The sequence below is a fragment of the Micromonospora sp. PLK6-60 genome (genome assembly GCF_019890675.1).
Lineage (GTDB): Bacteria > Actinomycetota > Actinomycetes > Mycobacteriales > Micromonosporaceae > Micromonospora.
Genome location: NZ_JAIOAA010000005.1, coordinates 57,033 through 83,051, shown reverse-complemented (window position 1 = coordinate 83,051; position 26,019 = coordinate 57,033). Strand labels below are relative to the sequence as shown.

Sequence of the window (26,019 nt, the reverse complement as noted above, 5' to 3'; positions counted from 1 at the left end):
CTCCTCGGTGGTCAGCCCGGCATGACAGTCTTGATACGCACCACGCCCGACGACGATCATGCTGTGGAGGACCGGTGGCCCAGCCGACCACGCCCGATGCCCCGACACCGACCGGCGGCGCGCCGGGCGCACCCGTGCCGGTGACCACCCCGGCCGAGGACGCCACGCTGCTGGAGCGGGCGTTGTTCGAGATCAAACGGGTCATCGTCGGGCAGGACCGGATGGTCGAGCGGATGTTCGTCGCGCTGCTGGCCCGGGGGCACTGCCTGCTGGAGGGGGTGCCGGGCGTCGCCAAGACCCTTGCCGTGGAGACCATGGCCAGGGTGGTCGGCGGCTCCTTCGCCCGGGTGCAGTTCACCCCCGACCTGGTTCCCGCCGACATCATGGGCACCCGGATCTACCGCCAGTCCAGCGAGAAGTTCGACGTGGAGTTGGGCCCGGTCTTCGTCAACTTCCTGCTCGCCGACGAGATCAACCGGGCACCGGCCAAGGTGCAGTCGGCGTTGCTGGAGGTGATGAGCGAGCGGCAGGTCTCCATCGGTGGCGAGTCGCACCGGGTGCCGAACCCGTTCCTGGTGATGGCCACCCAGAACCCGATCGAGCAGGAGGGCGTCTATCCGCTGCCCGAGGCGCAGCGGGACCGGTTCCTGATGAAGATCGTGGTCGGCTATCCGACCGACGCCGAGGAGCGGGAGATCGTCTATCGGATGGGCGTCTCGCCGCCGGAACCGGCGCCGGTCTTCACCACCTCCGACCTGATCGGGCTGCAGCACAAGGCCGACCAGGTCTTCGTGCACAACGCGCTCGTCGACTACGCGGTCCGGCTGGTGCTGGCCACCCGCAGCCCGGCGGAGCACGGCATGCCGGACGTCGCCCGGTTCATCCAGTACGGTGCCAGCCCGCGCGCCTCGCTCGGCCTGGTGCGGGCCACCCGCGCCCTGGCCCTGCTGCGTGGCCGGGACTACGCCCTGCCCCAGGACGTGCAGGACATCGCCCCGGACATCCTGCGGCACCGGTTGGTGCTCAGCTACGACGCGCTCGCCGACGACGTGCCGGCCGACCACGTGGTGCACCGGGTGATGTCGACGATCCCGCTGCCCTCGGTCGCGCCCCGGCAGCAGGCCACCCCACCGCCGGCCGCGCCACCGGGCGCCGGTTGGCCCGGGCAGCGGCCGTGACCCGACCCGAGCTCTCGCCGGCGCTGGCCGCCGGTGGGCGTACCGAGGCGGTGCTGTCCCGGTTGCAGCTGATGGTGACCCGCAAGCTCGACGGCCTGCTCCAGGGCGACTACGCCGGACTGCTGCCGGGGCCGGGCAGCGAGGCGGGCGAGTCCCGGGAATACCGTCCCGGCGACGACGTGCGGCGGATGGACTGGCCGGTGACGGCGCGGACCACCACGCCGCACGTGCGCCGGACGGTGGCCGACCGGGAGCTGGAGACCTGGCTGGCGGTGGACCTGTCGGCCAGCCTCGACTTCGGCACCGGGCAGTGGCTCAAGCGGGACGTGGTGATCGCCGCGTCGGCTGCGCTGGCCCACCTGACCGTGCGCGGCGGCAACCGGATCGGGGCGGTGGTCGGCACCGGGTCGCCGGCCGGCGACCGCAGCGGCGGGGCGGCCGGGCGGGTGTTGCGCCTGCCCGCCCGCAACGGCCGCAAGGAGGCGCAGGGGTTGCTGCGGGCCATCGCCGGGGTGCCGAGCCAACCCGGCCGCGGTGACCTCGGCGCGCTGGTGGACATGCTCAACCGGCCGCCCCGGCGGCGTGGCGTGGCGGTGGTCATCTCGGACTTCCTCGCACCGCCCGAGCAGTGGACCCGGCCGGTCCGTAAGCTCCGGGTCCGGCACGACGTGCTGGCGATCGAGGTGGTCGACCCGCGCGAGTTGGAGCTGCCCGACGTGGGGGTGCTGCCGGTGGTCGACCCGGAGACCGGGGAGCTGCACGAGGTGCAGACCGCCGACCCGCGGCTGCGCCGGCGCTACGCCGAGGCGGCGGCCGCCCATCGCGCCGCGATCGACGCCGCGTTGCGCACCGCCGGCGCCGCCCACCTGCGGCTGCGCACCGATCGAGACTGGCTGCTGGACATGGTGCGTTTCGTCGCCGCGCAGCGGCACGCCCGCACCCGAGGGACGACACGATGATCCGTTTTCTGCAACCGTGGTGGCTGCTGGCCGTGCTGCCGGTGCTCGCCCTAGCCGCCGCGTACGTGTGGCGGCAGCGCCGGCGCAAGGCGTACGCGATGCGGTTCACCAACGTGGACCTGCTGCGGACCCTGGCCCCGCGGGGGTTGGGCTGGCGGCGGCACGCCGCCGCGACCGCCTTCCTGCTCTGCCTGCTGGCGCTGGCCACCGCGATGGCCCGGCCGGCGATCGACACCAAGGAGCCGCTGGAGCGGGCCACCGTGATGCTCGCCATCGACGTGTCGCTGTCGATGCAGGCCGACGACGTGGCGCCGAACCGGCTGGAGGCCGCCCAGGAGGCGGCCAAGCAGTTCGTGGCGGAGCTGCCGCCCAGCTACAACCTGGGGCTGGTCTCGTTCGCCAAGGCGGCGAACGTGCTGGTGTCGCCGACCAAGGACCGGGCGGCGGTGACCGCCGGGATCGACGGGCTGGTGCTGGCCGAGTCGACGGCGACCGGTGAGGCGGTCTTCACCTGCCTGGAGGCGATCCGGTCGGTGCCGGCCGACGGGGCGGCCGGTATCCCGCCGGCCCGGATCGTGCTGCTCTCCGACGGCTACCGCACCTCCGGGCGTTCGGTGGAGGAGGCGGCGGCCGCCGCGCAGGCGGCGAACGTCCCGGTCTCCACCATCGCCTTCGGCACCGACTCCGGTCAGGTGGACATCGGCGGCCAGTTGCAGCGGGTGCCGGTGGACCGGATGGCCCTGGCAGAGTTGGCCGAGACCACCGAGGGATACTTCTACGAGGCGGCGTCGATCAGCGAGCTGAAGCAGGTCTACCAGGACATGGGCAGCTCGATCGGGTTCCGTACCGAGCCGCGCGAGGTGACCCAGTGGTATGCCGGAGTGGCGTTGCTGTTCGCCCTCTGCGCGGGGGCGATGAGCCTGCTCTGGACCTCCCGCCTCCTCTGAGCGCCGGCCCGGGGCCAACGCCCCGGGCGCCGGCGGGAGGCGGGCCGGTCAGTGGGTGGAGCCGGCGAGGACGAACAGGACGGCCACCCAGACGGCGGCGAGGGTGAAGCCCAGCGGGGCGACGTAGCGGCTCATGGACAGCTCCGGGTGGCGACTGGGCGGTCCGGACGGGACCGCCGAGGGATCAGGACGCGCACACGAAGTCGTGACCGGGCGGCTCCACCACCGCGCCGAGGGGTGACCCGGTCAGGTCGGCCGGGGCTTCGGCGGGGGTGGGAGCGGGATCTGGGTCAGCTCGCCTGACTGAGTCGTGGCTCAGCGGGGCTGACGGTCGGCCCGGCCACGACTAGGAGGATCGCTATCTCGCACAGCGATCACCTCCTGCGGTCGGCGGGGCCCGGAAGGCAGGCCGACGCAGCGGCCCGCAACGCCGATCATCGTACACCCGGCGGGCCGGGCGGGCGCACCTGGCCGAGCCGTCGTGGCCGGCCGCCGCGCGGCGGCGGCGACCCGGCTGACGCGCGGCCGTCGGCGGGCCAGCAACCCGGCCAGGACCAGCGCGAACAGCGGTAGCCAGCCGAGCCGGGCGGCCAGCCAGGCCGCCGAGGCGGGCGGGGTGTGCAGGCCCGGCAGGGCGAGGCCGGCCCGGGCGGCCAGCGCGGTCACCCCGATCAGCACCGGCTGGTGGCACAGGTAGATGCCCATCGCGTGCCGGTTGACCCCGTCCACCGCGCGTCGCACGGCGGCCCGCCGCACCAGCCGCTCCAGCGCCGGCCGGGCCAGCAACGCCAGCCCGACCTGGGTCATCGCGAGCGCCACCGCGGCCGACGACGGCGGGTGGAGGTTGGACACGTCGGCTCCCGGCACGCCCACCGCACTGGCCGGCCAGCCGAGCAGGAGCAGCCCGCCCAGCGCCACCGCGCCGCCGGCGGCCAGCGCGACCGCCGGACGCCGGCCGGTCAACCGGCCGTCGGCGTGCGCCACGCCCAGCAGCCACGGCACCGACCAGGCGGCGAGCAGCGCCACCGGCAGCCGCCCGGGTGCGACCGGCGCCAGTCGCCCGGCCAGGTCGGCGGCGACCGCCACGGCCACCGCCAGGGCCACGCACCGCGCCGCACCCCATCGGCGTACGGCGCGGTGCAGCGCGCCGGTCAGCGCGGAGAGCGCGAGCAGCGGCAGCAGGAACCACAGTGGACTGATCGTCAGCTCGATCGCGGTGGCGAGGGTGTCGTCCGGGGCGCCCAGCACGATCGCGGCCAGCAGCACCGCCGCCCCGCCGCCGAGCAGCGCGAGGGTGGGCAGCGCCAGCCGGCCCATCCGCCGCGCCAGCCATCCCGCGCCGCCGCCGGGGAACCGCGCCCGGGACCGGGTGGCGGCGTACCCGGCGGCGAAGAAGAGCAGCCCGAGTGTCTGGAACAGCCAGGTGGCGGGCGCCAGGGCCGGCATGGTGGCGAGCGGGCTGGCCACGGTGAGGCCGCCGTCCGGGGCGAGCACCAGCGCGGTCACCAGCCAGTGGCCCAGCACCACCCCGCCGACGGCCCAGGCCCGCACCGCGTCGACGGCCCGGTCCCGGCTCACCGGCCCGCCCCCGTCGCCGTCGCCGGCGCACCGGCCGGCACCGCACTGGCCGGCACCGCACCGGCCGGCACCGCACCGGCGGGCACCGCACCGGCGGGCACCGCACCGGCGGGCACCGCACCGGCCGGCAGCGCGCCGGCCGGCAGCGCGCCGGCCCGCGGCGAATCCGTCAGGTCGGCGGCGGAGGGCAGCGCACCGTCGCGGACCACGGCGGCGACCGCCGCCAGGGTGACCCCGCCGGGCGCGAGGTAGCCGTCGTGCCCGGCGACACCGGCCACCGGCAGCCGCCGGGCGCCGAACGCCGGATCCCCCGGCCGTACCCCGTGCCCGAGCCCGGCCAGCCGCAGCTCCGGCACCCGGCGGATCCAGTCGGTGGCCGCCTCGGCCGCCCACACCCGCACCCCCGGCAGGGCGTCGGCCCGGTCCACCCCGGCCCCGATCCCGCCCAGCGTCACCAGGTCGGTGACCTGCGCCGGGACGTCCCGGGCGGCGAGGCCGGCGACCAGCGCGCCGTAGCTGTGCCCGACCAACGTGATCCGGACGCCGGGGGCGGCCAGCTCGCGCAGCAGCGTGCGCAGGGCCGGTGCGCCCCGCCGGGCGGCGGCCGGGCCGGCGGCGGTGGCCACCCCGTCGGGCGGGTCGTAACCGAGCCAGGCCAGCACCGCCACCCGCGCCCCGGGATGCCCGGCGCGCAGCGCGGCGTACAGGTCGCGGGCCTGCCGGGCCGGGGCCCGGCCGGGGACCCCGCCGAGGCCCCGGTCGAAGTCGCGCAGGGTGCTGCCCACCCCGGGCACCAGCACCGCGATCCGGTCGGCGGTCGCCAGGTCACCCAGCACCTCCACCGCCAGCCCGTCGCCGCGCGGGTCGAAGCGCAGGAAGCGCCGGCCCGCGTCGGCCCACCCGGCGTAGGGCGGCCCGGCCGCCCGCAACGCCGCCGGGGTCACCGGGTACGTCCCCGGTGGCGCCGGCGCCGGGCCCGCCGGCAGCGCCAGGGCGGTCCCGAGCAGCGCGGTCAGGCCCGTACGGGCCGGTGGACTCCAGCGCATCGACTGCTCCCTCCGAGTCGGACTCAGGGAGCGTGCGGCCGGGGCCGGTCGCCGGTCGTCGCCCGGTGGCGGGATCCCGCCACTGGCTCTGCGGTGCTACTCGCCGGCGGCGACCAGACCCGACTCGTACGCGAAGACCACCGCCTGGGCCCGGTCGCGCAGCCGCAGCTTGCCCAGGATCCGCCCGACGTGGGTCTTCACGGTCTGCTCGGAGACCACCAGGTCACCGGCGATCTCGGTGTTGGACCGGCCGCGGGCGATCAGCCGCAGCACCTCGGTCTCCCGTGGGGTCAGCCCGGCCAGCTCGGTCGGGCGGGGCCGGTGCCGGTCGGGCCGGGCGGCGAACTCGGCGATCAGCCGACGGGTCACCGCGGGCGCCAGCAGCGCGTCCCCGGCGGCCACCACCCGCACGGCGTGCACCAGGTCGGCGGCCGGGGCGTCCTTGAGCAGGAAGCCGCTGGCCCCCGCGCGCAGCGCCTCGTAGACGTAGTCGTCGAGGTCGAAGGTGGTGAGGATGAGCACCCGGGGCCGGTCGGCGACCCGGTCGCCGAGCAGTTGGCGGGTGGCGGCCAGCCCGTCCAGCACCGGCATCCGCACGTCCATCAGCACCACGTCCGGGTCGAGCCGGCGGGCCTGCCGGACCGCCGCCGCGCCGTCCGCCGCGTCGCCCACCACCAGCAGGTCCGGCTGGGCGGCGAGCAACGCCCCGAAGCCCTGCCGGACCATCGCCTGGTCGTCGACGATCAGCACCTTGATCACGCGTCGTCCTCCCGGTCGTACGGCAGCCGGGCCGTCACCACATAGCCACCGTCCCCGGTCGACCCGGCGTGGAACGTACCGCCCAGCGCGAGGGCCCGCTCCCGCATTCCGGTCAGCCCGTGGCCGGCGCCCTCCCCGGCCGGCGTCGCGGCGATCGGGTCGTTCTCGACGCGTACGGTCAGGGCGCCCGGCTCGGCGCGGAGGGTGACCCGCGCCGCGGCGCCGGCCGCGTGCCGGGCCGCGTTGGCCAGCCCCTCCTGCACGATCCGGTACGCGGCCAGCCCGACCGGCGCCGGCACGTCCTCGGGCGGATCGCCGTCGCGGGTGACCGTCATCCCGGCCCGCTCGGCGGCGGCCAGCAGGGCGGCGACGTCGGCCAGGCCGGGCTGGGGTGCGGTATTGGCCCCGGTCGACTCGCTGCGCAGCACCCCGAGCAGCCGGCGCATGTCGGTGAGCGCCGCGCGGGCCGAGCCGGCGATCGCGGTGAACTCGGCCCGGGCCGGCGCCGGCACGTCGGTCAGCCGGTACGGGGCGGTCTCCGCCTGCACCGCGATCATCGACATGTGGTGCGCCACCACGTCGTGCAGTTCGCGGGCGATCCGGGTGCGTTCCTCCAGCAGGGCCCGGCGGGCCCGCTCCTGGTCGCCGCGCTCGGTCTGCGCGGCGAGGGCCCGGCGGGAGGCCAGGTTGCCGCGGATCAGGTCGCCGAGCACCAGGAGCACGCCGAGCAGCAGCAGCGCGCCGATCCGGTTGTTCGCGTTCATCATCGTCAGCACCGGGACGGCCGAGATCAGCCCCACCCAGATCAGCACCGGCCGGTCCACCCGGGCGGCCACCACCGCCAGTACCGCGACCGCGATCAGCAGCAGCACCGGAGTCCACGGCCAGGGGGCGTCCGCCGGGGCGTTGAAGGTGCAGATCGCCAGGGCGAGGAGGGTGAGCCGCCAGGCGGCCAGCGGCCGGCGGGGCAGCAGTGCGAGAGGTGCGACGGTGAGCGCCGCGAACAGCACCGCGACGCCGAACGGCAACGCCAGGTCGACCTCCTGCGCCAGCGCGGCGCAGAACAGACCGAGCAGGGCGAGCAGCCCGGCCGGGCCGGCGTGGCGGGCCAGCCGGGGCCACCGGGCCAGCGGCGACGACCCGGCCGGCACGTCGGGGCCGAGCAGGGTCCGGCGCAGCGCCGGCCACAGCGCGCCGGTCAGGGATGCCTCCACCATCGGCACGGTACGGCCAGGGCCGGTTTCCCGGCGTCCCGCCACGGGGTGAGGCGCTGGTCGTACCCAGGTGTGACGTGGCGGCCGTTAGCGCTTACCTGTCGGTAACGCCTAGGCTCGCCACCGACCGAAAGATCAGCTGAGCTTCAGGGGGAACCGTGGCCCGTACGGTGCTGGTGACCGGCGGAAACCGGGGAATCGGCCTGGCCATCGCGCAGGCCTTCGCCAAGCAGGGGGACCGGGTGGCGGTGACCCACCGCAGCGGGGCGGCCCCGGAGGGGCTGTTCGGGGTCACCTGCGACGTGACCGACGGCGAGTCGGTCGACGCCGCGTTCGCGGCCGTCGAGGCGGAGCTGGGCCCGGTGGAGGTGCTGGTGGCCAACGCCGGCATCACCGACGACACGCTGCTGCTGCGGATGTCCGAGGAGCAGTTCACCCGGGTGCTGGACACCAACCTGACCGGCGCGTACCGCTGCGCCAAGCGGGCCTCCGGGAAGATGCTGCGGGCCCGGTGGGGCCGGATGATCTTCATCTCCTCGGTGGTCGGGCTCGCCGGCGGGGCCGGTCAGGTCAACTACGCGGCGAGCAAGGCCGGCCTGGTCGGGGTGGCCCGCTCGATCACCCGGGAGCTGGGCAGCCGCAACATCACCGCGAACGTGGTCGCGCCCGGCTTCATCGAGACCGACATGACCGCCGGGTTGCCCGACGAGCGCAAGGCGGAGATCCTCAGGTCGATCCCGGCGGGCCGGATGGCCAGCCCGGAGGAGGTCGCCGCGGTGGTCACCTGGCTGGCCGGCGACGGCGCCGGTTACGTCTCCGGCGCGGTCGTCCCGGTCGACGGCGGCCTGGGCATGGGGCACTGAGAAAGCAACGGAGGTAACACCGACATGTCCGGACTGCTGGCCGGTAAGCGGCTGCTGGTCACCGGCGTCATCACCGACGCCTCCATCGCCTTCTCGGTGGCGAAGCTCGCCCAGGAGAACGGCGCCCAGGTCGTGCTCACCGGGTACGGCCGGCTCTCCCTGGTGGAGCGGATCGCCAAGCGGCTGCCCGAGCCGGCCCCGGTGATCGAGCTGGACGTGACCAGCCCCGAGCATCTCGCCGGGCTCGCCGACAAGGTTCGCGAGCACGTCGACGGCCTCGACGGGGTGGTGCACTCGATCGGCTTCGCCCCGCAGAGCTGCCTCGGCGGCGGCTTCCTCGACGCACCGTGGGAGGACGTGGCGACCGCGTTGCAGGTCTCCACCTACTCGTACAAGTCGCTCGCCATGGCGGCGCTGCCGCTGATGTCGGCCGGCGGCGCCGTGGTCGGGCTCACCTTCGACGCCACCAAGGCGTGGCCGGTGTACGACTGGATGGGCGTGGCCAAGGCCGGGCTGGAGTCCGCCTCCCGCTACCTCGCCCTGCACCTGGGCAAGCAGGGCATCCGCAGCAACCTGGTGGCCGCCGGGCCGCTGCGCACCATCGCCGCCAAGTCGATCCCCGGCTTCGACCAGTTCGAGGACGCCTGGACCGAGCGGGCCCCGCTGGGCTGGAGCCTGACCGACCAGGAGCCGGCGGCGCGGGCCTGCCTGGCGCTGCTCTCCGACTGGTTCCCGGCCACCACCGGGGAGATCGTCCACGTCGACGGCGGCTACCACGCCATCGGCGCCTGAGATGTAAGGAGGGGCCCCCTCTTAACGCATTCTGCATAGGAAGGGGCCCCGCTTAACACCCCCGGGGTGTTCGTTACCGCGCTGACCAGGGGGCGTCGCGGCGGCGTCACGGCGGGCGGGGGAGAATGGGACCCATGGCGTACGACGCGGTGGTGCTGGTCTCGTTCGGCGGCCCGGAGCGGCCCGAGGACGTGTTGCCCTTCCTGCAGAACGTGACCCGGGGCCGGGGGGTCCCCCCGGAGCGGCTGGCCGAGGTCGCCGAGCACTACCTGCACTTCGGCGGGGTGTCCCCGATCAACCAGCAGTGCCGGGACCTGCTCGCCGCGATCCGCGACGACTTCGCCGCCCACGGGCTCGACCTGCCGGTCTACTGGGGCAACCGGAACTGGGACCCGATGCTCGCCGACACCGTGGCGCAGATGCGCGACGACGGAGTCGAGCGGGCGCTGGCGTTTGTGACCAGCGCGTACGGCGGCTACTCGTCCTGCCGGCAGTACCAGGAGGACATCGCGGCGGCCCGCGCGGCGGTCGGCCCGGACGCCCCGGTGATCGAGAAGCTGCGCCAGTTCTGGGACCATCCGGGCTTCGTCGAGCCGCACGCCGACGCGGTGCGGTCGGCCCTGGCCCAGCTCGACCCGGCGCGGCGGGACTCCACCCGGCTGGTCTTCACCGCGCACTCCGTACCCACCTCGGCGGCGGCCACCGCCGGCCCCACCGGCGGCCGGTACACCGCCCAGCTGCAGGAGACGGCTCGGCTGGTGCACGCCGCCGCCGCGCCCGACCTGCCGTACGACCTGGTATGGCAGAGCCGGTCCGGCCCGCCGCAGGTGCCGTGGCTCGAACCGGACATCAACGACCACCTGGCCACGCTGGCCGGGCAGGGCGTGACGGCGGTGGTGGTCAGCCCGATCGGGTTCGTCTCCGACCACCTCGAGGTGGTGTGGGACCTGGACACCGAGGCCCTGGAGACGGCGAAGCAGCTCGGGCTGGACTTCGCCCGGGCCGGCACGCCCGGCACCGACCCGCGCTTCGTGGCCATGGTCCGCGAGCTCGTCGAGGAGCGCACCACCCCGGGTGGGGAGCGGCTGCGCCGTCGCCTCGGCGAGTTGCCGATGTGGGACACCTGCCCCACTCCGTGCTGCGTGCCGGCGGCCCGCCGGCCCTGAACCGACCGACTTTCGACACCCCTGGGGCGACACATGCATGACCGCAAGCCGGTGCAGAGCTGGCTCACCGACATGGACGGCGTGCTGGTGCACGAGGGCCAGCCGGTGCCGGGCGCGCCGGAGTTCATCAAGAAACTGCGTGCCTCGGGCAAGCCGTTCCTGGTGCTGACCAACAACTCCATCTACACCCCGCGTGACCTCCAGGCCCGGCTGGCCCGGATGGGGCTGGACGTGCCGGAGGAGGCGATCTGGTCGTCCGCGCTGGCCACCGCGCAGTTCCTGGCCGACCAACGGCCGGGCGGAACGGCGTACGTGATCGGCGAGGCCGGCCTGACCACGGCGCTGCACGCCGTGGGATACGTGCTCAGTGACTTCGCGCCGGACTACGTGGTGCTGGGGGAGACCCGCACCTACAGTTTCGAGGCGATAACCAAGGCGATCCGCCTGATCGACGACGGCGCCCGGTTCATCTGCACCAACCCGGACGCGACCGGCCCGTCGGTGGAGGGCGCCCTGCCCGCGGCCGGTTCGGTCGCCGCGATGATCTCCAAGGCGACCGGGGTGGAGCCGTACTTCGTGGGCAAGCCCAACCCGATGATGATGCGCTCGGCGTTGAACACCATCGACGCGCACTCGGAGAGTACCGCGATGATCGGCGACCGGATGGACACCGACATCCTCTGCGGCCTGGAGGCCGGCCTGGAGACCATCCTGGTGCTCACCGGGATCAGCTCCCGGGTCGAGGCCGAGCGTTACCCGTACCGGCCGTCGCGGATCGTCGACTCGGTCGCCGACCTGATCGACGAGATCTGACGGCCGATCGACGAGGTCTGCGGGCGGGCGGCGCTCAGGGGCGCAGCGGGGCGTTGCACGCGGCCACGAGGGCCTGCCGGCAGGCGGTGGTGAGCGGGCGCAGCGCCGCGTCGCGCTGTTGGGCCTCGTAGTTGTTGATCGCCCCGCCGGGCGCGCTGTGCCCGGCCAGGGCGAGCACCCGGTCCAGCACCGCGGCCCGGGCGAAGAGCCGGCGGGACCGGGGGTCGAAGCCCGGCGGCAGGTCGGTGGTGCCGTCCGGGCGGCGCAGCGCGGCGAGGGCGCCGGCCAGCTCGGGCCGCCACTGCGCCACGTCGAGCCGGGTCAGCGCGGCGGTGCTCTCGGCCAGCGCCGCGGCCAGCTCGGCCTCCGCCTCGGCGGCGCCGGGGGCGCTCAGCGACGCCTTCGGCGCGTCCGCCGGCAGCGGGTAGCAGCGCCAGAGCACCGTCTCCCAGGTCATCCCGGAGCCGGAGGTGTGCGTGCGAACCTCGGGGATGACGCCGAGCCCACCGGCCACCACGGCCTCCCCGGCGAGCAGGGCCGCGCCGGCGAAGTCACCCGGCCCGGGCAGGCCCCGCGGGTCGCCCGGCGCCGGCAGCACCAGGCGGATCTCGTCGGGGGAGAGCTTGGCCAGCGCGGGCAGCGCCTCCCGCAGCGGCACGTCCGTCCACGTGCCGGGGGCGTCGGCGACCAGGTGCTCCTCGTCGCCGGCGATCTCCTCGGAGACCTCGTCGAAGGGGACCAGCCCGGCGCGCCACGCGCGCACCCAGGCGACGAACCGGCTCGACCGGCGCGGAGTCAGGGTGGCCGCGCCCGCTGCGGGGAGGGACATGCCGAAAGGGTACGTGCTGACGGCCGTCCCTGTCTCGACTGCCGCCCGCCCGTCGCCGGCTGCCCCCAACTACGCCGTTCGCCCGCTTTGCCGCCCTCCGGCCCGCTCCCTGCGCACCTGCGGGCCGCGCCACCCGGCGGCCCCACCGACGGCCGACCGGCTGCCGGAGTACGGGTGGGGCGGCGCGTCGGCGGGTACCCGAGCGGCGAGCGGGTTAGCGTGATCGACATGGCCGGGCGATACAGCGAGGACGTGCTGTCGGGGAACTGGCGGCGGCGCAAGGCGATCCCCGAGGTGGACGCCGAGCCGGAGCTGGTGGTCGAGGACGCCGACTCGGGCTTCTGCGGCGCGGTGGTCGGCTTCGAGTCGGGCGCGGTGGTGCTGGAGGACCGGCACGGCCGGCGGCGCAACTTCCCGATGCTGCCCGCCGCCTTCCTGCTCGACGGCAAGCCGGTGACGCTGCGCCGGCCGGCCCGGGCGCCGGTGCCGGCGGCCCGCCGGCGTACCGCCTCCGGCTCGATCGCCGTGGACAACGTCCGGGCCCGGGTCGCCCAGGCCAGCCGGATCTGGGTGGAGGGCGTGCACGACGCCGCGCTGGTCGAGCGGATCTGGGGCGACGACCTGCGGATCGAGGGCGTGGTGGTCGAGCCGCTGGACGGCATCGACGCCCTCGACGCCGAGGTACGCGCCTTCGCCCCCGGCCCAGGCCGGCGTCTCGGCGTGCTCGTCGACCATCTGGTGCCGGGCTCGAAGGAGAGCCGGATCGTGGCCCGGGTGACGTCCCCGCACGTGCTGGTCACCGGCCACCCGTACGTCGACGTCTGGCAGGCGGTGAAGCCGCGGGCGCTGGGCATCGCGGCGTGGCCGGTGGTGCCCCCGGGACGGCCGTGGAAGGAGGGGGTCTGCGCGGCCCTCGGGGTGGCCGAGCCGGCGGACATGTGGCGGCACATCCTGTCCCGGGTGGACAGCTTCTCCGACGTGGAGACGCCGCTGATCAACGCCATGGAGCGGTTGATCGACTTCGTCACCGAACCGTCCTGATCGCCCGCCGCCCCCGCCCCGCCCCGCCCGCCGAGCGAACGCACCGACGATGCCGCCGGCGCGCGTACTGCCGGTGACCACATCGCTTGGCCACTCACCGTGACCGACGCGGGCTCCGGCCACACCGCTCTCGCCGCCTTTGCTCTGCTTCCGCCCGGGCAACACCGGCCCTGATCAGGGGCTTCGCCGGTGACTGGTGGTCGGTCCAGCCGGCCGGCCGGCCACACCTGGTGACTGTTGCCTCCGCGGCAGCAGAGCAAAGCGTCGGCGTGGGGGTGGGGCTAGGGCGGGGACGTGACGCTCAGCAATCGGCGGGTGGCCGGCCTGGCCGCGTCCGACGGGCGCGGCGGTGCGGGTCAGGGCTCCTGGTCGGGGGTCCGGGTGAAGACGAAGGTGCCGATGTCCAGGGCGACCGGCCGCCCGGCCTCGTCGCGCAGCACGGCCAGGATCTCCCCGTGCTGGCCGCCGGAGCGCCCCCGCCAGCGGTCCGGCCGCTCGGGGGTGAACCGCAGGGTGGGCAGCCCGACCGGCCCGCCGAGCAGGTCACCGGTGCCGGGGTCGGGCCGGAACTCGTACTCGAGGCCCATCCACCACCAGCGGCCGGTGAGTTCGGTCAGCTCCGCGCCCGGCGCGGTGGTGACCGGACGCCAGGCGGGCGGCCGGGCCGGCTCGGCGTCCAGCACCTCGGTGAGCGCCTGCCGGGCCAGCCCGACGATGTGGTGGCCGTTGCCCAGTCCGTACGAGTTGGCGAAGCTGATCGCCGCGGTGCGGCTGGGCCGGTGCACGGCCAGCCCGGCCACGTAGCCGGGCATCGAGCCGCCGTGGCCGACGTACACCCGGTCGCCGACCCGGTAGAGCTCCACGCCGAGGCCGTGGCCGCCGCGCCAGGACTCCAGGTCGTTGATCGCCACCGGCACGCACATCTCGGTGAGGGTGGCCGGGGCGAGCACCGCCGGATCGGGGTCGGCGAGGAACGCCGCCCAGCGGGCCAGGTCCGTCGCGGTGGACCAGAGCTGCCCGGCCGGGGCCATCGCCCCGGTGTCGGTCCGCGGCTCCTCGCGCAACGTGTCGTGGAACGGGTGTACGACGTAGCCGCGGGCGAACGGCTCGGTGGCCTGGTAGGTGGTCCGCCGCAGCCCCAGCGGTTCGAGCACCCGCTCGCGCAGCAGCGCGAACCACGGGGTCCCGGTCACCGCCTCCAGCACCCCGCCGAGCAGCCCGTACGCCAGGTTCGAGTAGTGGTAGGCCCGGTGCGGCGGGAAGGCGACCTTGTCCGGGGTGAGCCCGGCGACCAGCGTGGCCAGGTCGCCGCCCTCGTGCCGTTCCCACCAGTGGCCGTCCGGCTCGCGTTGCAGTCCGCTGGCGTGGCCGAGGAGCTGCCGCAGGGTCAGCGCGCCGACGGGGGTGCCGGGCAGGTGCCGCTCCAGCGGGTCGTCCAGGGCGAGCCGGCCGGCGTCGCGCTGCTGCATGACCAGCACCGCGGTCATCGTCTTGCTGATCGAGCCGAGCCGGTACTGCAGGTCGGCGTCCGGCCGGGGGTGCTCACCGGCAGTCGCCACGTGGGCCGGCGTCCCGTCCCGGACCACGCCGACGACCAGCGACGGGGCGCGCCCCTCGGCCTGCGCGCGGGCGACGAGGTCGTCGATCCGGCGGGCGGTGGCGGGTAGCAGTGACACGGTGATCTCTCCTCGGGGCAGGCGGCGCCCCGAGCGTACCGATCATGACAGTTCGATGACACGTGCGTTGGCGTGTCACGATCGGTGGGTGGACGCGGTGTGGTGGATCGTTCTGGGAGCGGTGCTGGCGGTCGCCGAGATCTTCACGACGACCCTGTTCTTGATCATGTTCGCGGTCGGTGCGCTGGCCGCGGCCGGTGCCGCCGCGCTCGGCGCGCCGGTCGAGGTGCAGGCGGTCGTCTTCGCGGTGGTGTCCGCGTTGACGGTGCTCGGCGTCCGGCCGACGCTGCGCCGGCATCGGATGTCGGCGATGGAGAGCGGCGATCAGCCGTTCGGCGTGGAGGCGATCGAGGGCAGCTCGGCACTGGTGCTGGAACGGGTCGACACCGACCACGGCCTCGTCAAGATCGACGGCGAGTTGTGGCAGGCCCGCGCGTACGACGCGACCCAGGTGTTCGCGCCGGGCGAGCGGGCGCAGGTGGTCCAGGTGCGAGGTGCCACCGCCCTGGTGTGGCGAGATGACATTTCTCCTTCCGGGGAGCTACCCGAAGCGAAAAGGTGACTAGATGGAATTCGTTCTCCCGGTCCTGCTGATAGCCGTGGCGCTGGTCGCGGTCATCACCCTGGCCAAGGCGGTGCGCATCGTGCCGCAGCAGCGCCAGGACGTGGTGGAGCGGCTGGGCAAATACAAGAAGACGTTGAGCCCGGGGCTGAACATCCTGGTCCCGTTCATCGACGCGGTGCGGACCAAGGTCGACATGCGGGAGCAGGTGGTCAGCTTCCCGCCGCAGCCGGTGATCACCTCGGACAACCTGGTCGTCTCGATCGACACGGTGCTCTACTACAAGGTGGTCGACTCGGTCCGGGCCACCTACGAGATCGCCAACTTCATCCAGGCCATCGAGCAGCTCACCGTCACCACCCTGCGTAACGTTATCGGTTCGCTCGACCTGGAGCGGGCGCTGACCAGCCGCGAGGAGATCAACCGGCACCTGTCCGGGGTGCTGGACGAGACCACCGGCCGCTGGGGCATCAAGGTGACCCGGGTGGAGATCAAGGCGATCGAGCCGCCGCCGAGCATCCGCGACTCGATGGAGAAGCAGATGCGCGCCGAGCGGGACCGCCGCGCGGCCATCCTCAACGCCGAGGGGCACAAGCAGTCGCAGATCCTCTCCGCCGAGGGTGAGAAGCAGGCCGCTGTGCTGCGCGCCGACGGTGACCGGCAGGCCCGGATCCTGCAGGCCGAGGGTCAGGCGAAGGCGATCCGTACCGTCTTCGACGCGATCCACACCGCCAACCCGAGCCAGAAGGTGCTCGCCTACCAATACCTCCAGGCGCTGCCGCAGATCGCCAACGGCACCGCCAACAAGGTCTGGATCGTGCCGACCGAGCTGACCAAGGCCCTGGAGGGCATGGGCGGCGCGCTGGGCGGGCTCAGCCGGATGGCCGGCGACGTGCCGGCGCCGGAGGCCCGGGACACCGCCAGCGAGGTGGAGCGGGAGGCCGCGGAGGCGGCCGAGGCCGCGGCCATCGCCGCCCGGGAGATCCACGACGAGGTACGCGTCGCCGAGGCGCAGGCCACCGGCGGGAAGGGTCCGCAGGGGCTGCCCGCACCGGAGCCGGTCTCGACGGACAGCCTGGTGAACGACCCGGCGGATCAGCGCGAGCGGGGCTGATCCGGTCCGCCCGGTCCTCGGGCGGTAAATGCGAAAACTGCTCATACGGCGCCCCGGTGCCTGCCACCATCGGTCGAAGAGACGGGTGGTGGCCAGGACCGGGGCGCCGGTGCGTCCCCCGCCGCCCGTCGGAGCCGAGCGAGGTGACGCATGAAGGACCCGGCGAACCGCCTCTTCTCCCGGACCCCGGTGCCCGGCGCGCACGACCCGGCCGGGCCGCTGGGCAGCCGGCGGGCCGGCGGCGGGTTCGGGGTGCTGCCGTTCGTCGGCGACCCCGCTCCGGCCGCGCCGGCCACCAACGCGAGCTGGGCCTGGTCGGTGCGGCGCTTCGCCCGCGCGGCGGTCTGGCTGCTGCCCGCGTACGCGGTCCTCTACGGCGTGGTGGCGATGGCCAGCGACGGCGGCGTGGGCCGCGCCCCCTATCCCGCCGACGGCAGCCCGCTGTACCTGGTCGGCTGGGTGGCGGCGGTCTGGCTCGGGCTGCTCGCGCTGCTGGCGCTGACCGGCCTGCTGGCCGCGACCCGCAGCCGGCGGGTGGCCGCGGCCGGGCTGCTGGCCAGCATCGCCGGCACCGTGTTCATGCTGCCCTTCGCCGGGCTGGCCGAGCAGACCCCGGTCTTCGGCGTCACCGCCCGGTCGGTGGTGCTGGCCGGCGCCACGTTCTACAGCGCGGGCTGGCTGCTCGTCGGCTGGTCGGTGGCCCGGTCCGGGGCCTTCTCCTACGGCGACGGGGCGATGCTGATGATCGCCGCCCCGCTGCTCGGCCTCGGTGGCGCCCTGATCGGCTCGCTGCAGACCTTCGGCGCCATCTTCGTGCTGATCGCCGGCATCGGCATCGGCTACCGCTCCGGCCGCCTGGTGCCCCAGGCCATCGCCCGCGACGCCGCCACCGCCAGCGTGGTCGCCGCCCCGCCACCCCCCGACGCCCCCCAAGGCCCCCTCCCCGCCGCCTGACCCACCCCCTCCCGCCCCCTCCCGCCCCCCCCCGGCCCCTCCCGGTCGATCATGAGGTTTGCGTCGGCTCGATCGCCCTTTGCGACGCAAACTTCATGATCGACGCAAGCGGGTGGGGTGGGGACGCGGGGGACGGCGGGGACGGGAGGGGGGTGGGGTGGGGAGAATGCTGGCAGGTCACGGTGAGTTAGCTGACAATCGCGTGCCGGAGTAGCCCGCTGCCGGTGCCGCTGGACATCCTTGCAGCCATGCCCCGACCCCGGTCGCCGCTGACGCGGCTGTTCACCGTGCTGCTCGCCGGCTTGCTCGTCGGCCTCGCCGTCGCGGTCGCCGCGCTCCCCGGCAGCCTGCTCGGCGGGTACGCCGCCAAGGCCGGCCTGGCGGCCTACGACGACCTGCCGGACGCGCTGCGTACCCCCGCCCAGCCGCAGCGCTCCTACCTCTACGCCAAGGACGGCGCGACGCTGCTCACCACGTTCTACGACGTGAACCGCAGCGACGTCCCGCTGGCCGAGATCGCGCCGGTGATGCGCCAGGCGATCGTGGCCGCCGAGGACCGGCGGTTCTACTCCCACGGCGGCGCCGACCTGCGCGGCATGGCCCGGGCGCTGGTCGCCAACGTGACCGGCGGCAACACCCAGGGCGGCTCGACGCTGACCATGCAGTACGTGCGCAACGTGCTCAAGACCGACCCCAGCCTCAGCGCGGCGGACCGGGCCGCGGCCACCGAGCAGACCCTCGGCCGCAAGCTCCAGGAGATCCGGTACGCCACCGCGCTGGAGGACCGGCTCAGCAAGGACGAGATCCTCAACCGCTACCTCAACATCGCGTACTTCGGCTCCGGGGCGTACGGGATCGCGGCGGCCAGTCAGCGCTACTTCGCCAAGTCCCCGGCGGACCTGACCCTGGCCGAGTCGGCCCTGCTCGCCGGCCTGGTCCAGTCGCCCGACCAGTACAGCCCCATCGGCGGCGACCAGCAGGCCGCGCTGGACCGGCGCGGGTACGTGCTGGACGCGATGGCCGAAACCGGCAAGATCACCGCTGAGCAGGCCGCGCGGGCCAAGGCCGAGAAGCTGGCCCTGCACCCCACCGCGCAGCCCAACGGGTGCGCGGTCACCGCCACCGCCGACACCGGCTTCTTCTGCGACTACCTGCGCCGCTGGTGGCTGGCGCAGCCCGCGTTCGGCGCCACCGTGGCCGAGCGCGAGCAGGCGCTGCGCCGCGGCGGCTACCGGGTGGTCACCTCGCTCGACCCCGACGTGCAGGCCACCGCCGTGGCCGAGGCCCGCAAGGTCTACCCGGCCGACGACAAGCGGGCGCTGCCCATCGCGGCCGTCGAGCCGGGCACCGGCCGGGTGCTCGCCATGGCGGTCAACCGCACGTACGGCCTGGGCAGCGGCGAGACCGTCAACCCGCTGGTCTCCGGCGGCGGCAGCGTCCAGGGATACCAGGCGGGATCGAGTTTCAAGCTGTTCACCATGCTCGCCGCGCTGGAGTCCGGACGTCCCCTGGCCACCGGCTTCGACGCCCCCAGCAGGCTGCCCACCCGGTACGCCGACGACGGCGAGGGCAACTGCGACGGCAAGTGGTGCCCGGCCAACGCCAACCCGGAGCGGATGGACGGCTACCGGATGATGTGGGACGGCTTCGGCCGCTCGGTCAACACCTACTTCGTCTGGCTGGCCGAGCAGGTCGGCGAGGACAAGGTGGTGGAGATGGCCCAGCGCCTCGGCATCACCTTCCGGGCCCAGGCCGACGCCGACTTCGCCGCGCACGACGCGCACAACTGGGGGGCCTTCACCCTCGGCGTGGCCGCCACCACCCCGCTCGACCTGGCCAACGCGTACGCCACCGTGGCCGCCGAGGGCACGTACTGCACCCCGACGCCGGTGGTGTCGGTGACCGCGCCGGACGGCACCAAGGTGCCGGTGGGCGAGCCGTCCTGCAAGCGGGTGCTCTCGGAGGACGTGGCCCGGGCCGCGACCGACGCGGCGCGCTGCCCGGTCGGCCAGCAGTCGGCGTACGGGCAGTGCAACGGCGGCACGGCCACCGCGGTGGACCGGATCGTCGACCGCCCGGTCGCCGGCAAGACCGGCAGCTCGGAGAAGAACGCCACCGAGACCTTCGTCGGCTTCACCCCGCAGGTCGCCGTGGCCGGCATCGCGGCCAACCCGGACGACTCCACCGACCTGGTCGGCTCGGCGGTGCAGGCCAAGGTGATCGACGCGGTGGCCCGCACCATCCGCACCGCCGTCGACGGCCTGCCGGTGCGCGACTTCACCGCGCCGAGCCCGGAGCTGGCCGGTGACCCGAAGCGCCCGGAACCGCCGCGCCCGACGCCGCCGACCCCCAGCCCCACCCCGCAGCAGGACCCCGGGCTGCCGCCGGACATCCTCCGCTGGCTCCAGGGCCGCCGCGGCTGAGGTGTAAGGAGGGGCCCCTTATTAACAGACGTCTGTTAATAAGGGGCCCCTCCTTACACCAGTGGGCCCACGCGGAACATGCCGGTCATGCCGTCGTGCACGGCGTAGCCGAAGCGGCGGTAGAGGCCGACGGACTCCCCGGCGGCGAAGAGCCCGACGAAGGTGCGGGGCGAGGCGCGGGGGGCGATCCACTCCTCCAGCCGGCGCAGGATGGCCGCGCCGACCCCGCGCCGCTGCCGCTCGGGCAGCACGGCCAGGTCCTGAAGGTAGTAGTAGATCGCCCCGTCGCCGATCAGTCGGCCGAGCCCGATCACCCGGTCGCCCTCCTCGGCCACCACGGCGTGCACGCTGGCCGCCAGCGAGGCCGGGATGGCCGCCGGGTCGTACGCGTCGCCCCAGCCCACCGCACGGGTGACGGCGACGAACTCCTCGACCGTGGGCAGCCGGTCGACCAGGCGATATTCCATGATCACAAGTTACCGTGCGCGCGGCCCGCCGGACCGCCGATCGCCGGCCAGCGCTCCGGCCACCCGGTCCAGCGCGGCGGCGACCTCGTCCGGGGTGCCGTCGCCGTCGATCACCACGAAGGAGCCGAACTCCGGCAGCGCCCGGTAGCCGGCGTCCAGCGCGGTCAGGTGCGCCAGCTCCTCGGTGTCGATGCCCCGGGCCAGCACCCGGGCCTGCGCCACCTCCGGCGGCACCGCCAGGAAGCAGACCACGTCCGGCCGAGGAAAGACCGCGTACGCCGCGCGGACCAGCCGCCGGCCCCGGTCACCCCGCGCCGCCATGATCACGTGTTGGCAGTACGTCCACCGGTCCAGCACCGCCACCCGCCCGGTCAGCCGCGACCAGAGCAGCGTGCGCACCATCGCCACCGCGCGCACCGTCGCCTCCAGCAGCGGATAGCAGGTACGGCCGAACAGCGCCATCCCGTCTCGGCGGCCGAGCGCGCGGGCCAGCCGGTTCCACAGCGGGCGGCCACCGGCGTTCTCGAAGTAGCGGGCCGGTACCCCCTGGTCGGTCAGCCGCCGGGCCAGGGCCCGGGCCTGGGTGCTCTTGCCGGATCCGTCGACGCCGACGAGCGCGATCATGAGGGGGCGGGCCACGGGTCCGGACGATAGCTCCTTCCGGCAAGCCGCCGGCGCTGCCGAACCCCGGCCGGAAACCCGCCGAGAAAATCTCCGCGTCGGCTGTCGGATTCGGCTCGTCGGCTCCGACCCACCGCTGAGAGCGCCCCGGACCGGGGCGCGCACCGCGAGGAGTGGACGGATGCGCAAGGTCATCTACTGGGTGCACCAGTCGGTCGACGGCTTCATCGAGGGGCCGAACGGCGAGTTCGACTGGCCGGTCATGGGCTCGGAGCTGTCGGCGTACTCGCTGGGCCTGAGCGAGCGGGCCGGCGCGTTCGTCTACGGACGCAAGGTCTGGGAGCTGATGTCCTGGTACTGGCCCCGGCCCGAGTCGACGTTCACCGACCCGCACGACTTGGCCTTCGCGCCGATCTGGCGGCGCACCCCCAAGGTCGTGGTGTCCCGCACCCTGACCGGCGCGGAGCACGACGCGCGGGTGATCGGTGGCGGTGACCTCGCCAAGCAGGTCACCGCGCTGAAGGAGGAGCCCGGCGGCGACCTGCTGCTGACCGGCGGTGCCGGTGCCGCCGCCGCGCTGACCGCGCTCGACCTGATCGACGAATACCAGGTCATCGTGCATCCGGTGGTGCTCGGCGGCGGCAAGCCGGTCTTCCCGGCCGGGGCACCGCGGCTGAAGCTGTCCCTCATCGACACCGAGGTCTTCGACGGCACCGCGACGCTGCTGCGCTACCGGCGGGCATGACACCCGACCGGCACGCCAGGGCAGGCTGGCCGCGCCGACCCGCGCCGCGCCGCGTCGACCTTAGCCCCGCGCCCGCGCCCAGCCGAGGAACCGCTCGGTCAGGTCGGGCGGCGGCGAATGGAGCTGCCCGAGCTGGTCGCGTGCCTCCACCAGCAGCGTGCCGAGATAGACCAGCAGGGCGGTCCGGTCGTGCCGGTACTCGATCAGCAGGGCGAGCCGGGCCGGCTGGCACGGCCACGGCGCGCCACAGTTGCGGCACCGCCACAACGGTCGCATGGCCTCGTGCGGCACGGGCGGCCGGCTCATCGCAGCCGCAGGGCCAGGGCCCGGCTCTCGTCGTCGGTCAGCGGCAGGAACCAGAGGAACCGCCGGACGATCTGCGGCGGCGTCGGACCCCCCGGCCGGCCCCGCAGGTCGCTGATGGCGGGCCGCAGCAGCGCGGCGATCGTCGGGATCAGCGCGGTCCGGGGGAGGAGCCTTTCCACGTACGTCCGGAAGAGCGCGCACGGCCACGGGTCGGCGCACCTGTCGCAGAGCCAGCGTGGGCGGCGGCCGACGTGCCCGCCGGTCATCGCGGCGTTGGTCAGGTCCAGCGGCCGGCCCACGATGGCCAGCGCCGCCGTCACCGCCGGCCCCGGCGCGGGCTCGGCGGGTGGCGTCGCCAGCGGGCAGCGGGGGAACGGACACAGCATCTCGACCTCCGGGGGACGTGGGCGGGAACCAGGCCGCGGGATCGCGGCGATCGTCGGATGCCGCAACTCGCCGCAGCACGGTGACAGTCTGGTGAGCTGGCCACTACCGTCGGAAGCCATTGACCCGGTTCGTGATCCCGTTCCGGTGCCGGGCCCGCGTTTCCGGCGGCGGTCGGCGGTCCTGGTGATTTCCTGGAGGAACAGTGGAAGCTGAGCTGACCGTCGACCGCATTCGCGTCCAGCTCCGCCGGGTGCGGGTGCTCGCCGGGCTGAGTCAGGAGGAGTTCGGCCGCCGCACGAACTACTCGGCGTCCACTGTCTCCGCCGTCGAGACCGGCACCCGCCCGGTCGACCTGCCGTACGTCAAGCGGGTGGACGAGGTGCTCGACACCGGCGGGCTGTTCGAGTCGTTGCTCCGGGCGGTCCAGCGCGACGGCCAGCCGTCGTGGTTCAAGCCCTGGCTGGAGGCGGAACGCAGTGCCGAGCAGCTCCGCTACTTCAACCCGACGCTGGTGCCCGGGCTGTTCCAGACCGCAAACTATGCCCGGGCGGTGCTGCGTTTCGACGACACAAGCCCGAGGCGGAGGTCGAGCAGCAGGTGCAAGCCCGGATGGAACGCCAGGAGGTGCTGGCCCGCGTGCATCCGCCCCAGGTCATCGCGGTCATCGACGAGCCGGCCCTACGCCGCACCGACGCCATCATGGGGGAGCAGCTCGGCCACCTGCTGCGGATGGCCGAGCTGCCGCACGTGCACATCCACCTGATTCCCGCCAACGCCGGGCTACACGTGGGGCTGTCCGGTCCGCTCGCGCTGGCCCGGTCGGCGGACGGCGGTTGGATGGGCCACCTGGACAACCAACTTGTCGGCTTGGATGTCGATGGTGAAGATGGCATCGCCAGGCTTCTGGCGAGATGGGAGAGCGTGCGGGGCGTCGCGCTCCCGGAGGCCCTGTCGGTCGCCCTGCTCAAGGAAGTGGAGAGCCAGCATGGACCTCAGTAACGCGCGGTGGAAGAAGTCGACCCGCAGCGGCACGAGTGGCGGTGAGTGCGTCGAGGTGGCCGGCAACCTGCCCGGTGTCGTCGTGGTCCGCGACAGCAAGGACCCGTCCGGCCCGGTGCTCGCCTTCGCCCCGACCGCCTGGCAGGCGTTCGTGACGTCGACCCGGCGGTAGCCCCCCGGATCCCACCGTCGAGGCTCGTCAGCGCGCCGCTGGAGGGCCTTGATCGTTGTCGATCAGCTTCTGGAGGGTGGTAGCCGCTCCGTCCCGCAGTGCGGCATAGGCATCTGGTTCGAACGCGGCGACCTCGTCAAAGAGGCGTACGGCTTCGGTGGTCGCCTCGATCGCCTGTCGAGTGTGCTCCCGAGCGCCGAGCAGCTCGGTGACCCACCCCACGGCCCACAGCGATCTTGCCAGGTTGGGTAGGTGGGCGTCGCGGTTGCGTTTCGCCAGTTCGCGGTACAGGGTGACGGCTTGGATGCTGGTGGCGAGCGCCTCGTCGCGTTGGCCGGCTTCCGCTTGTCGGATGGCGTGGTTGTTCAGCGATCCCGCCAGGTTGGGTAGGTGGGCGTCGCGGTTGCGTTTCGCCAGTTCGCGGTGCAGGTCGACGGCTTGGGTGCTGGTGGCGAGCGCCTCGTCGCGTTGGCCGGCTTCCGCTTGTCGGATGGCGTGGTTGACCAGCGCCATTGCCAGGTCGGATAGGTGGGCGTCGCGGTTACGTTTCGCCAGTTCGCGGTACAGGGTGACGGCTTCGGTGCTGGTGGCGAGCGCTTCGGCCCGTTGGCCGGCTTCCGCCTTCTGGACGGCGTGGTTGTTCAGCGATCTTGCCAGGTTGGGTAGGTGGGCTTCGCGGTTGCGTTCCACCAGTTCGCGACGCAGGGCGACGGCCTGGGCGCTGCTGGTGAGCGCCTCGGCGCGACGCCCGGCCGCCGCCAATCGGACGGCGTGGTTACCGCGCCAGATTGCGCGGTCCGCCGTCGAGGCGCTCGCGTCGCTGTTGGTGATCGCGGTGGTCAGTGCCAACGCCAGCCCGGTCAGCTCCAGCGACGGGTAGGGCACCCGCTCCGCGAGGCGTCGCAGCCACCGCAGGTCCCGCGGCGGCGCGTCGGTCAGCAGGGCGGTCATCCGGGCGGCGTAGCGGCCGGGAAACTGGACCGCCACCCGCACCACCGCCTCGGCCATCGTCGGCACGTCCGCCGCGAGCGCCTCGTCGATGAAGCCGTCCACCTCGGCGTGGCCGGCCGCGACCCGGTCGGCGGCGGCCCGGCCCAGCACGGTCAACGCCTGCACCGCCTGCCCGACGGCGAGTCGGCCGAACAGCGCCGTCCGTTCCGCCGCGGTGCAGCCGGCCAGCGCCCGCACCGCCAGGTGCTCGGCGAGCAGGTCCGGCTGGAGGGTGCCCAGCCGACCCGCCGTGGCCCCGGCTTCGGCCGGGTAGAGGCGGTAGAGCCAGCGTACCCATCGGTGGCAGCTGTCCTGGTCGGCCGCGGCGGCCGGCGCGGCGTGCCGGACCAGGGCGGCGGCGGCCGGTTCGTCGTCGGCGCCGAGCAGGGCCGCCACCCCGACCACCCGGGCCAGCAGGGCGTCGGCCTGCTCCTCGTCGGCGGGCAGGTCCACCCGCTGCCGCCGGGCGGCGTCGCGCCAGTAGCGCCGCTCGTGGCCCAGCACCTCGCCGATCGCGTCGCCCCGGCCGTAGCCGTCGGCCGGGCCGCCCAGCACCGCCACCAGGGCCGCCGCGTGCAGCCGCAGCACGGGCGCGTCCTCCTGGTAAGTGTGATCCGGCAGGTCCGGCATCGGCCGGTTGAGCCGGCGGGCGAACACCTCCGCCGCGTGGGCCACCACCTCGCCGGGGGCGCGGGTGTCCAGCTGCGCGGCCAACGGCATCAGGTTGCGCCGGTCGGTGGTCACCGCGTCCAACAGCGCCGCGTGATCCCCGGCGGTGGCCGACAGCGACGTCCACCACGGCCCCGCCGTCCGGGCCAGCAGCAGCACCCGGACCCGGTCCGCGCGCCGCCGCACGGCCGTCGCCAGCAACTGCGCCAGACCGTCGGGTACGCGGGCGTCGGCGTAGTCCACCACCAGCAGCAGCCGGCCCGGCGCGTCGTCGGCCGCCGCGCGTCGCGCCGCCTCGTGCTCCTGCCCCGGCCGCACCGGCACGCACTGCCACCCCTGGGCGGTGAGCTGCGTGGTCAGCCGCAGCGCCAGCCGGGTCTTGCCGTAGCCGCCCGGGGCGAAGACCAGCCGGATCGGTGACTCGCCCCGGTCGGCGCACCAGGCCAACAGCCGCTCGCGTTCCGTCTCCCGGCCCCGGAACGGAACGACCTCGTGCCACGGGTTCAGCAGCCAGGTCACCGACGCCGGTGGCACCGCGGCCACCGCCCGGAAGTCCACCCGCCGCCGCCCTGCCGTGAGCCGCTCGTACGCGGTCGGCGCGAACGCGCCCACCGTCGCGGCAAAAGCCCCGGCCAGCACCACGGTGGCCGGCTTGTCCTCGGTCGCGGCGCTCCACGCGGCGGACCCACCGACCGCCAGGCCGCACAGGCCGCCCAGCACCCGGGCCCACCACTGAGGCATGCCGGCAC

The 26,019-nt window shown here is 74.4% G+C and carries 25 protein-coding genes and 1 pseudogene; 15 read left to right on the top strand and 11 right to left on the bottom strand.

Annotated features, from left to right (window positions below; translation table 11 throughout):
* The first annotated feature begins 74 nt into the window (after positions 1–74).
* From K7640_RS11915 to K7640_RS11905, 3 genes are read left to right on the top strand one after another with little or no spacing between them, the layout of a single operon-like run.
* Entirely contained in the window at positions 75–1,178 is a 1,104-nt protein-coding gene (locus tag K7640_RS11915; RefSeq protein WP_222954843.1) for a MoxR family ATPase, read from the top strand.
* On the top strand, positions 1,157–2,137 hold the full coding sequence (locus tag K7640_RS11910; protein ID WP_222954842.1) for a DUF58 domain-containing protein: 981 nt from the start codon (positions 1,157–1,159) through the stop codon (positions 2,135–2,137). Before K7640_RS11915 ends, K7640_RS11910 begins: the two co-directional genes overlap by 22 nt.
* Entirely contained in the window at positions 2,134–3,084 is a 951-nt protein-coding gene (locus tag K7640_RS11905; RefSeq protein WP_222954841.1) for a VWA domain-containing protein, read from the top strand. The genes K7640_RS11910 and K7640_RS11905 overlap by 4 nt, the downstream gene beginning before the upstream one ends.
* 315 nt (positions 3,085–3,399) lie before the next feature.
* Here K7640_RS11905 and K7640_RS11900 read toward each other — a convergent pair whose 3' ends face one another.
* The 4 genes from K7640_RS11900 to K7640_RS30790 all read right to left on the bottom strand — a co-directional run bounded on the left by K7640_RS11900 (position 3,400) and on the right by K7640_RS30790 (position 7,681).
* Positions 3,400–4,662, bottom strand: a complete 1,263-nt coding sequence (locus K7640_RS11900) for an acyltransferase family protein (protein ID WP_222954840.1) — start codon at positions 4,660–4,662, stop codon at positions 3,400–3,402.
* Positions 4,659–5,708, bottom strand: a complete 1,050-nt coding sequence (locus tag K7640_RS11895; RefSeq protein ID WP_222954839.1) for an alpha/beta hydrolase — start codon at positions 5,706–5,708, stop codon at positions 4,659–4,661. The genes K7640_RS11900 and K7640_RS11895 overlap by 4 nt, the downstream gene beginning before the upstream one ends.
* 96 nt (positions 5,709–5,804) lie before the next feature.
* Positions 5,805–6,467 (bottom strand): response regulator transcription factor, encoded by a 663-nt coding sequence (locus K7640_RS11890; RefSeq protein WP_222954838.1) that lies wholly within the window; start codon positions 6,465–6,467, stop codon positions 5,805–5,807.
* On the bottom strand, positions 6,464–7,681 hold the full coding sequence (locus K7640_RS30790) for a histidine kinase (protein WP_222954837.1): 1,218 nt from the start codon (positions 7,679–7,681) through the stop codon (positions 6,464–6,466). Before K7640_RS30790 ends, K7640_RS11890 begins: the two co-directional genes overlap by 4 nt.
* A gap of 158 nt (positions 7,682–7,839) precedes the next feature.
* Between K7640_RS30790 and fabG the strand changes: the two genes are divergently transcribed.
* From fabG to K7640_RS11865, 4 genes are all read left to right on the top strand, one after another.
* Positions 7,840–8,544, top strand: a complete 705-nt coding sequence (gene fabG / locus K7640_RS11880; RefSeq protein ID WP_222954836.1) for a 3-oxoacyl-ACP reductase FabG — start codon at positions 7,840–7,842, stop codon at positions 8,542–8,544.
* Between the two features lie 24 nt (positions 8,545–8,568).
* The gene (gene fabI, locus K7640_RS11875) at positions 8,569–9,336 is read left to right on the top strand and encodes an enoyl-ACP reductase FabI (protein ID WP_222954835.1); all 768 of its coding nucleotides are present in this window, start codon (positions 8,569–8,571) and stop codon (positions 9,334–9,336) included.
* A 134-nt stretch (positions 9,337–9,470) separates the two neighbouring features.
* Positions 9,471–10,502: a ferrochelatase gene (locus K7640_RS11870; RefSeq protein WP_222954834.1), complete on the top strand. Its 1,032-nt coding sequence runs from the start codon at positions 9,471–9,473 to the stop codon at positions 10,500–10,502.
* Positions 10,503–10,535: 33 nt separating this feature from the next.
* A complete protein-coding gene (locus K7640_RS11865) occupies positions 10,536–11,315 on the top strand; it encodes an HAD-IIA family hydrolase (RefSeq protein WP_222954833.1) in 780 nt (259 codons plus the stop codon).
* 34 nt (positions 11,316–11,349) lie between these two features.
* On the opposite strand, the gene K7640_RS11860 is transcribed toward K7640_RS11865, so the two are convergent.
* On the bottom strand, positions 11,350–12,144 hold the full coding sequence (locus tag K7640_RS11860; RefSeq protein WP_222954832.1) for a hypothetical protein: 795 nt from the start codon (positions 12,142–12,144) through the stop codon (positions 11,350–11,352).
* A 228-nt stretch (positions 12,145–12,372) separates the two neighbouring features.
* On the opposite strand from K7640_RS11860, the gene K7640_RS11855 reads away from it, so the two are divergent.
* On the top strand, positions 12,373–13,185 hold the full coding sequence (locus K7640_RS11855) for a DUF3097 domain-containing protein (RefSeq protein ID WP_222954831.1): 813 nt from the start codon (positions 12,373–12,375) through the stop codon (positions 13,183–13,185).
* Positions 13,186–13,541: 356 nt separating this feature from the next.
* Here the strand turns inward: K7640_RS11855 and K7640_RS11850 are convergent, their stop codons facing one another.
* On the bottom strand, positions 13,542–14,861 hold the full coding sequence (locus K7640_RS11850) for a serine hydrolase (protein ID WP_222954830.1): 1,320 nt from the start codon (positions 14,859–14,861) through the stop codon (positions 13,542–13,544).
* 88 nt (positions 14,862–14,949) lie between these two features.
* Between K7640_RS11850 and K7640_RS11845 the strand changes: the two genes are divergently transcribed.
* The 4 genes from K7640_RS11845 (at position 14,950) to K7640_RS11830 (ending at position 19,914) form a co-directional block, all read left to right on the top strand.
* A complete protein-coding gene (locus K7640_RS11845; protein WP_222954829.1) occupies positions 14,950–15,423 on the top strand; it encodes an NfeD family protein in 474 nt (157 codons plus the stop codon).
* A gap of 4 nt (positions 15,424–15,427) precedes the next feature.
* Positions 15,428–16,537 carry an SPFH domain-containing protein gene (locus K7640_RS11840; RefSeq protein WP_222954828.1) on the top strand — a complete coding sequence of 370 codons (1,110 nt, stop codon included), beginning with the start codon at positions 15,428–15,430 and terminating at the stop codon, positions 16,535–16,537.
* Positions 16,538–16,687: 150 nt separating this feature from the next.
* Positions 16,688–17,491 (top strand): hypothetical protein, encoded by an 804-nt coding sequence (locus K7640_RS11835; protein WP_222954827.1) that lies wholly within the window; start codon positions 16,688–16,690, stop codon positions 17,489–17,491.
* Between the two features lie 248 nt (positions 17,492–17,739).
* Entirely contained in the window at positions 17,740–19,914 is a 2,175-nt protein-coding gene (locus K7640_RS11830) for a transglycosylase domain-containing protein (protein WP_222954826.1), read from the top strand.
* Between the two features lie 53 nt (positions 19,915–19,967).
* Here the strand turns inward: K7640_RS11830 and K7640_RS11825 are convergent, their stop codons facing one another.
* Together K7640_RS11825 and K7640_RS11820 are read right to left on the bottom strand one after the other, a co-directional pair.
* Positions 19,968–20,381 (bottom strand): GNAT family N-acetyltransferase, encoded by a 414-nt coding sequence (locus K7640_RS11825; RefSeq protein ID WP_222954825.1) that lies wholly within the window; start codon positions 20,379–20,381, stop codon positions 19,968–19,970.
* Between the two features lie 9 nt (positions 20,382–20,390).
* Positions 20,391–21,020, bottom strand: a complete 630-nt coding sequence (locus K7640_RS11820; protein WP_222954824.1) for a dTMP kinase — start codon at positions 21,018–21,020, stop codon at positions 20,391–20,393.
* 163 nt (positions 21,021–21,183) lie between these two features.
* Between K7640_RS11820 and K7640_RS11815 the strand changes: the two genes are divergently transcribed.
* On the top strand, positions 21,184–21,747 hold the full coding sequence (locus K7640_RS11815; protein WP_222954823.1) for a dihydrofolate reductase family protein: 564 nt from the start codon (positions 21,184–21,186) through the stop codon (positions 21,745–21,747).
* A 60-nt stretch (positions 21,748–21,807) separates the two neighbouring features.
* Here the strand turns inward: K7640_RS11815 and K7640_RS11810 are convergent, their stop codons facing one another.
* Together K7640_RS11810 and K7640_RS11805 are read right to left on the bottom strand one after the other, a co-directional pair.
* Positions 21,808–22,038, bottom strand: a complete 231-nt coding sequence (locus tag K7640_RS11810) for a flavin reductase (protein ID WP_308042526.1) — start codon at positions 22,036–22,038, stop codon at positions 21,808–21,810.
* An 11-nt stretch (positions 22,039–22,049) separates the two neighbouring features.
* Positions 22,050–22,439 carry a hypothetical protein gene (locus K7640_RS11805; RefSeq protein ID WP_255608749.1) on the bottom strand — a complete coding sequence of 130 codons (390 nt, stop codon included), beginning with the start codon at positions 22,437–22,439 and terminating at the stop codon, positions 22,050–22,052.
* Between the two features lie 203 nt (positions 22,440–22,642).
* On the opposite strand from K7640_RS11805, the pseudogene K7640_RS11800 reads away from it, so the two are divergent.
* Both K7640_RS11800 and K7640_RS11795 read left to right on the top strand, forming a co-directional pair.
* Positions 22,643–23,439 (top strand): annotated as a pseudogene (locus tag K7640_RS11800) (helix-turn-helix transcriptional regulator).
* Positions 23,426–23,611, top strand: a complete 186-nt coding sequence (locus tag K7640_RS11795; RefSeq protein ID WP_222954821.1) for a DUF397 domain-containing protein — start codon at positions 23,426–23,428, stop codon at positions 23,609–23,611. Before K7640_RS11800 ends, K7640_RS11795 begins: the two are co-directional and overlap by 14 nt.
* 27 nt (positions 23,612–23,638) lie before the next feature.
* Here K7640_RS11795 and K7640_RS11790 read toward each other — a convergent pair whose 3' ends face one another.
* The gene (locus tag K7640_RS11790) at positions 23,639–26,011 is read right to left on the bottom strand and encodes a hypothetical protein (RefSeq protein WP_222955137.1); all 2,373 of its coding nucleotides are present in this window, start codon (positions 26,009–26,011) and stop codon (positions 23,639–23,641) included.
* Positions 26,012–26,019 lie beyond the last annotated feature (8 nt).